Origin of the sequence: Bacillus sp. AFS098217 (assembly GCF_002551815.1) — a bacterium.
Taxonomy (GTDB): Bacteria; Bacillota; Bacilli; order Bacillales; family Bacillaceae_G; genus Bacillus_A.
The window spans coordinates 1-467 of record NZ_NVPR01000107.1 but is presented as its reverse complement, the minus strand read 5'-3'; the positions used below and the strand labels follow the sequence as shown (position 1 = coordinate 467).

General features: G+C 49.5%; 5 tRNA genes. All 5 read left to right on the top strand.

Features of this window, described 5'->3' with window-relative positions:
* Window positions 1-30 precede the first annotated feature (30 nt).
* The 5 genes from COO03_RS22925 (at window position 31) to COO03_RS22905 (ending at window position 443) form a co-directional block, all read left to right on the top strand.
* Window positions 31-106 (top strand) — tRNA-Thr (locus COO03_RS22925).
* Window positions 107-116: 10 nt separating this feature from the next.
* Window positions 117-192: transfer RNA gene (locus COO03_RS22920), tRNA-Lys, on the top strand.
* A 13-nt stretch (window positions 193-205) separates the two neighbouring features.
* Window positions 206-276, top strand: a tRNA-Gly gene (locus tag COO03_RS22915).
* An 11-nt stretch (window positions 277-287) separates the two neighbouring features.
* Window positions 288-364: transfer RNA gene (locus COO03_RS22910), tRNA-Ile, on the top strand.
* A gap of 4 nt (window positions 365-368) precedes the next feature.
* Window positions 369-443: transfer RNA gene (locus COO03_RS22905), tRNA-Asn, on the top strand.
* The last annotated feature ends 24 nt before the right edge of the window (window positions 444-467 follow it).

The following is a 467-nucleotide window of genomic DNA, read 5'->3' as shown; positions in this document are numbered from 1 at the left end:
CCGTCCCGAGCCACCATTTTGAAATAGCAAGCCGGCTTAGCTCAATTGGTAGAGCAACTGACTTGTAATCAGTAGGTTGGGGGTTCAAGTCCTCTAGCCGGCACCACTTTCAAAATGAGCCATTAGCTCAGTTGGTAGAGCATCTGACTTTTAATCAGAGGGTCGAAGGTTCGAGTCCTTCATGGCTCACCATTTACAATTTTATGCGGGTGTAGTTTAGTGGTAAAACAAGAGCCTTCCAAGCTCTGGTCGAGAGTTCGATTCTCTTCACCCGCTTTTTCTATTGGGGGCCTATAGCTCAGCTGGTTAGAGCGCACGCCTGATAAGCGTGAGGTCGATGGTTCGAGTCCATTTAGGCCCACCATTATTCCGCAGTAGCTCAGTGGTAGAGCTATCGGCTGTTAACCGATCGGTCGTAGGTTCGAGTCCTACCTGCGGAGCCATTATAGAGAAGTACCCAAGTGGCT